Raw genomic sequence first — 5,833 nt, forward strand, 5'->3', positions numbered from 1 at the left:
CTCGGGTCGTTCAAGGACGACGCGACGGCCCGTTCGTGGGCCACCAAGTTGAAATCGGCGGGCGTGCCCGCATATGTCGAGCATCGCAAGCAGGCGGACGGCAGCACGGCTACACTGTTGCGTGCGGGACCGTTCGCGGATCGCGCGGCGGCTTCCGCCGCGATCGCGAAGGTGCGCGAAGCCGGGCTGACGCAGTAACGCACGATGCTGACGGCTTTCGACTACGCTGTATTGGCGGTGATCGTGTTGTCTGCGTTGCGCGGTGCGTGGCGCGGCTTCGTGTCCGAGATTTTCGGGCTGATCGGCTGGATCGCGGCGATCGTGATCGCGGGCCGCTACGTCGGACTGGTCGTGCCATATATCCCGGCGAACTGGCCGGGTGGCGCGCTGACGCAGTGGGTGATCGCTTTCGCGTTGATCGTGATCGGCGTGGTGCTGGTCGCCGGTGTTGCGAACGCGCTGCTGTCGCGGATCGCGCAGGCGAGTGGCCTGGGCGGCGTCGACCGCTCGCTGGGCATGATGTTCGGGCTCGTCCGCGGCTGCGTGCTGGTGGTGCTGCTGGTCGCGGCGGCCGGGCTGACCGAGCTGCCCAAACAGGATTTCTGGCGCAATGCGCTATTGCGTCCTTTCGCCGAGCAGGGCGTGCACGAGCTGAAGCAGCTCCTGCCCGACGGCATGGCCCAGTACGTACGCGTGTGACGACGCGGCCGGGCAGGACGGAACCGATTTTGTCATTCTGAAGGACATGCCATGTGCGGCATCGTAGGCGTTATCTCCCAATCCCCGGTCAACCAGCTGATCTATGACAGCCTGCTGCTGCTGCAGCATCGCGGTCAGGACGCGGCGGGCATCGCGACGGCGGACGGCAGCAATTTCCACATGTACAAGGCGAACGGCATGGTGCGCGACGTGTTCCGCACGCGCAACATGCGCAGCCTGCCCGGTACCTACGGCATCGGCCAGGTGCGCTACCCGACCGCCGGCTCGGCGTCGAGCGAAGCCGAGGCGCAACCGTTCTACGTGAACGCGCCGTTCGGGATCATCCTCGCGCACAACGGCAACCTGACGAACTGGCAGCAACTGAAGGACGAGATGTTCCGGATCGACCGCCGGCATCTCAACACCAATTCCGACAGCGAAGTGCTGCTCAACGTGTTCGCGCACGAGCTGCAACTGTCGACCACGGGCCTCGAGCTCGATCCGGCGTCGGTGTTCAAGGCCGTCGCGGGCGTGCATCGCCGCCTGCAGGGCTCGTACGCGATCGTGTCGCTGATCGCCGGCTACGGCCTGCTCGCGTTCCGCGATCCGTTCGGCATCCGCCCGCTGTGCATCGGCAAGCTCGAAACCGAACACGGCACCGAGTGGATGGTTGCTTCGGAGTCGGTGGCCGTCGAAGGCATCGGTTTCGAATTCGTCCGCGACGTGCAGCCGGGCGAAGCGATCTTCATCGACCCGGCCGGCAACTTCCACAGCCAGCAGTGCGCGGAGCAGCCGACGCTGAACCCGTGCATGTTCGAATACGTGTACCTCGCGCGTCCGGATTCGTGCCTCGACGGTGTGCCGGTCTACAACGTGCGCCTGCGCATGGGCGACTATCTCGCCGAGAAGATCAAGCGCGAGCTGCCGAACGTGCCGATCGACGTCGTGATGCCGATTCCCGATTCGTCGCGCCCGGCTGCGATGCAGGTCGCCGCGAAGCTCGGCGTCGAGTATCGCGAAGGCTTCTTCAAGAACCGCTACGTGGGCCGTACCTTCATCATGCCGGGGCAGGCCGTGCGCAAGAAGTCGGTGCGCCAGAAGCTCAATGCGATGAGCATCGAGTTCAAGGACAAGCACGTGCTGATCGTCGACGATTCGATCGTGCGTGGCACGACCTCGCATGAAATCGTGCAGATGGCGCGCGATGCAGGCGCGAAGTCGGTGATCTTCGCGTCGGCTGCGCCGCCCGTGAAGTTCCCGAACGTGTATGGCATCGACATGCCGACGCGTGGCGAGCTCGTCGCGCATGGCCGCACCGATGAAGAAGTCGCGAAGATCATCGGCGCCGATCACCTGATCTACCAGGACGTCGACGACCTGCGCCGCGCGGTGCGCGACATCAACCCGAAGCTCGAAGGCTTCGAGGCGTCGTGCTTCGACGGCAATTACATCACCGGCGACGTGACGCCCGAGTATCTCGATGCGATCGAGCGCGCGCGTCTCACGCCGGCATCGCAGGCCGATCGCGATACGGCTGGCGACACCGAACGCTCGCAGATGAACCTGCAGCTGTCGGTCGAGTGACACCGGCACACGCTTCTGACGAGGCGTGATAGGATGTGGCCTTGCGTCGATTTGATATCAGCTTGCGGACGCGGGGCGACTTCCCAAAACAGCTAAAGCGAAGGCCGGTGGCAACCGGCCCGAGTCGATCGCTGTCGTACCGCACCGAAGCCCGCTGATGCCGACGCATAGCGGGCTTTTTGTTTTGGCCTGGTTTTGACTGGGTTCGCGCCATCCGCGCGGCCATCGAATACGGAAAACGGAACATGGACGACTCCCTCAACTTCGACACGCTTGCCGTGCGCGCGGGCACGCTGCGCAGCGACTTCAACGAGCACTCGGAAGCGCTGTTCCTTACGTCGAGCTTTTGCTTCCAGAGCGCGGCCGACGCGGCCGAGCGCTTCGCGAACTCGGAAGACTACTTCACCTATTCGCGCTTCACGAACCCGACCGTCACCATGTTCCAGGAGCGTCTCGCGGCGCTCGAGGGCGGCGAGGCATGCATCGCGACGGCGTCGGGGATGGCCGCGATCATGTCGGTCGTGATGGCCGCGCTGCAGGCCGGCGACCACCTCGTCAGCTCGCGCAGCCTGTTCGGCTCGACGCTCGGGATGTTCTCGCAGATCTTCAGCAAGTTCGGGATCACGACGACCTTCGTCGACCCGACCGACCTGAACGCATGGCAGGAAGCGGTGCGGCCGGAAACGAAGATGTTCTTCCTCGAGACGCCGTCGAACCCGCTGACCGAGCTTGCCGACATCGAGGCGATCGGCAAGATCGCGAAGGCATCGAATGCGCTGTTCGTCGTCGACAACTGTTTCTGCAGCCCGGTGCTGCAGCAGCCGCTGAAGCTCGGCGCGGATGTCGTGATGCACTCGGCCACCAAGTTCCTCGACGGCCAGGGCCGCGTGCTCGGCGGCGCGCTGGTCGGCTCGAAGGAATTCATCATGGGCAAGGTGTTCCCGTTCGTGCGCAGCGCGGGCCCGACGCTGTCGGCGTTCAACGCGTGGGTGCTGCTGAAGGGGATGGAGACGCTGTCGCTGCGCGTCGAGAAGCAATCGGCGAACGCGCTGGAGATCGCGCGCTGGCTCGATTCGCATCCGGCCGTCGCGCGCGTGTTTCATCCGGGCCTCGAGTCGCACCCGCAGCACGAACTCGCGAAGCGTCAGCAGAAGGCGGGCGGGGCGATCCTGTCGTTCGAGCTGAAGGGCGACACGCCCGAACAGCAGCGTGCGAACGCGTGGCGCGTGATCGACAACACGAAGCTGATCTCGATCACCGGCAACCTCGGCGATACGCGCACGACGATCACCCATCCCGCGACGACCACGCACGGCCGCATCACGCCGGAAGCGCGTGCGGCAGCGGGGATCAGCGAAGGGTTGATCCGCCTGTCGGTCGGCCTGGAGGATGCGGGCGACCTGCGCAAGGATCTCGCACGCGGCCTCGAAGGCTGAGCGCGGCACGTCACGCATGTCGTGACGTGATTTGACGTGATACATGGACAAAGGGCCGTTCGCTTGCGCGAACGGCCCTTTGTTTTGGTGTGGAGGCAAATCGCCCGGCTTACCCGGCGCGATGCTCGCCCGCGTGTGCGTCGTTGCGCATCGCCTCCACCATCCATCGCAGCGTTTCATCGAGCGGCGTGACGGGCAGCTCGCCCACCGCGCGCCGCAGCTTGTCGCGCGACCCGCTCAGGCTCTTCACCTCGTTGTGCCGCACGAAACGCGGATCGATCGTCACGTCGATCACGTAGCCGGCGATGCGCGACAGCATCGCCAGCACCTCCTTCAGCGAATACGCGCGCTCCGAGCAGACGTTGAACGTCTCGCCGGCCGGCGCGGCTTCGACCAGCTTCAGGTACGCGGCAGTCACGTCGCGCACGTCGGAGAAATCGCGGCTCACGTCGAGATTGCCGAGCGAGATCCGCGGTGCGTTGCGCGCGTAGTGCGCGACGAGCTTCGGCAGCAGGTACGCATCGCTCTGGCCGACGCCCGTGTAGTTGAACGGCCGCGCGATCACGATCGGCAGCCGGTCGGCCCACAGCTTCGCCGCGTATTCCATCGCGAGCTTGCTGACCGCGTAGTCGTTCGCCGGGGCGGGCGCGACGGTTTCGTCGAGCACGCCCGCCGTCGAATTGCCGTAGATGTTCGCGCTGCTGGCGAGCAGCACGGCCGACGGGCGGCGGTCGAGGCCCGCAAGCGCGGCGAGCAGGTTGCGCGTGCCGACGATGTTGACCGCGTAGGTTGGCGACGGCTCGTCCTGCGCGACATGCGCGCGCGCGGCGAGATGCACGACCGCATCGGGCCGGGCGTCGGCGGCGGCCGCGCGCATGGCCTCGGCGTCGAGCAGATCGACCGGCAGCAGCGTGCAGTGCGCGAAGGCCGGATCGTCGGGCTGCGCCACGCCAGGCGCGACCGTGCCCCAGACGTCATAGCCGGCCGCCTGCAGGCGCTCGGCCATGTAGCGGCCCGTGAAGCCCGTCAGGCCCGTGACGAACGCACGGCGCGACGGGCGTCCGGCTTCAGAACGTGTCATGGTGTTGATTCCGCGTCAAATCGGCTTCGACCATCATCTGGCAAAGTTGTTCGAGCGTCGTCTTCGGTTCCCAGCCGAGTTTGCTTTTCGCCTTGTCGGCGCAGCCGATCAGCAGGTCGACCTCGGCAGGGCGGTAGAACTTCGGGTTCACTTCCACGAGCACGTTGCCGTTCGATGCGTCGAGGCCGCGCTCCTGCTCGCCCTTGCCGGTCCATTCGATCTGGTAGCCGGCCGCCGCGAACGCCATCCGCACGAAATCGCGCACGGTCTCGGTACGGTTGGTCGCGAGCACGTAGGTGTCGGGTTCGTTGGCCTGCAGCATGCGCCACATGCCTTCGACGTATTCGAGCGCGAAGCCCCAGTCGCGCTTCGCGTCGAGGTTGCCGAGCTCGAGGCGGGTCGCCTTGCCGAGCTTGATCTTCGCGATGGTGTCGGTGATCTTGCGCGTGACGAACTCGCGGCCGCGCAGCGGCGATTCGTGGTTGAACAGGATGCCGCTACTGCCGAACAGGCCGTACGACTCGCGGTAGTTCACCGTCATCCAGTGCGCGTACAGCTTCGCGACGCCATACGGGCTGCGCGGATAGAACGAGGTCGCTTCCGTCTGCGGAATCGACTGCACCTTGCCGAACATTTCGGAGGTCGAGGCCTGGTAGAAGCGCGTCTTCGGGCTTACGACACGGATCGCCTCGAGCAGGTTCAACGGGCCGATGCCGGTCACTTCGGCGGTCGTCGCCGGCTGGTCGAACGACACGCCGACGAAGCTCTGCGCGGCCAGGTTGTACAGCTCGTCCGGCTGCACGCGCTCGAGCAGGCGCAGGCTCGAACCGGCGTCGGTCAGGTCGTGCTCGACGAGCGTGAGATTCGGGTGCGTGTCGACGCCGAGCTCGGCGATACGCCAGAAATTCACCGAGCTGGTGCGGCGGTAGGTGCCGGTGACCTCGTAGCCCTTGTCGAGCAGCAGCTTGGTCAGGTAGGCGCCGTCCTGCCCCGAAATCCCGGTAATGATGGCCTTCTTGCGAGTTTGGCTCAT

At 65.7% G+C, this 5,833-nt stretch carries 6 protein-coding genes; 4 read left to right on the plus strand and 2 right to left on the minus strand.

The annotated features are described in order from the left end of the window. The 4 genes from JYJ84_RS26765 to JYJ84_RS26780 all read left to right on the plus strand — a co-directional run. Positions 1 to 198: SPOR domain-containing protein (locus JYJ84_RS26765; RefSeq protein WP_205189663.1), on the plus strand; the 198-nt coding region annotated here is incomplete at its 5' end. Positions 199 to 204: 6 nt separating this feature from the next. Continuing rightward, entirely contained in the window at positions 205 to 699 is a 495-nt protein-coding gene (locus JYJ84_RS26770; RefSeq protein WP_122949235.1) for a CvpA family protein, read from the plus strand. Positions 700 to 750: 51 nt separating this feature from the next. After that, the gene (gene purF, locus JYJ84_RS26775; RefSeq protein WP_175222908.1) at positions 751 to 2,283 is read left to right on the plus strand and encodes an amidophosphoribosyltransferase; all 1,533 of its coding nucleotides are present in this window, start codon (positions 751 to 753) and stop codon (positions 2,281 to 2,283) included. 245 nt (positions 2,284 to 2,528) lie between these two features. Beyond that, positions 2,529 to 3,719: an O-succinylhomoserine sulfhydrylase gene (locus tag JYJ84_RS26780; protein ID WP_089427934.1), complete on the plus strand. Its 1,191-nt coding sequence runs from the start codon at positions 2,529 to 2,531 to the stop codon at positions 3,717 to 3,719. Between the two features lie 109 nt (positions 3,720 to 3,828). On the opposite strand, the gene JYJ84_RS26785 is transcribed toward JYJ84_RS26780, so the two are convergent. Beyond that, positions 3,829 to 4,800 (minus strand): NAD-dependent epimerase/dehydratase family protein, encoded by a 972-nt coding sequence (locus JYJ84_RS26785; RefSeq protein WP_175222909.1) that lies wholly within the window; start codon positions 4,798 to 4,800, stop codon positions 3,829 to 3,831. Beyond that, a complete protein-coding gene (gmd, locus tag JYJ84_RS26790; protein ID WP_122949239.1) occupies positions 4,787 to 5,833 on the minus strand; it encodes a GDP-mannose 4,6-dehydratase in 1,047 nt (348 codons plus the stop codon). The genes JYJ84_RS26785 and gmd overlap by 14 nt, the downstream gene beginning before the upstream one ends.

Source organism: Burkholderia sp. LMG 13014, from assembly GCF_905232215.1.
Lineage (GTDB): Bacteria > Pseudomonadota > Gammaproteobacteria > Burkholderiales > Burkholderiaceae > Burkholderia.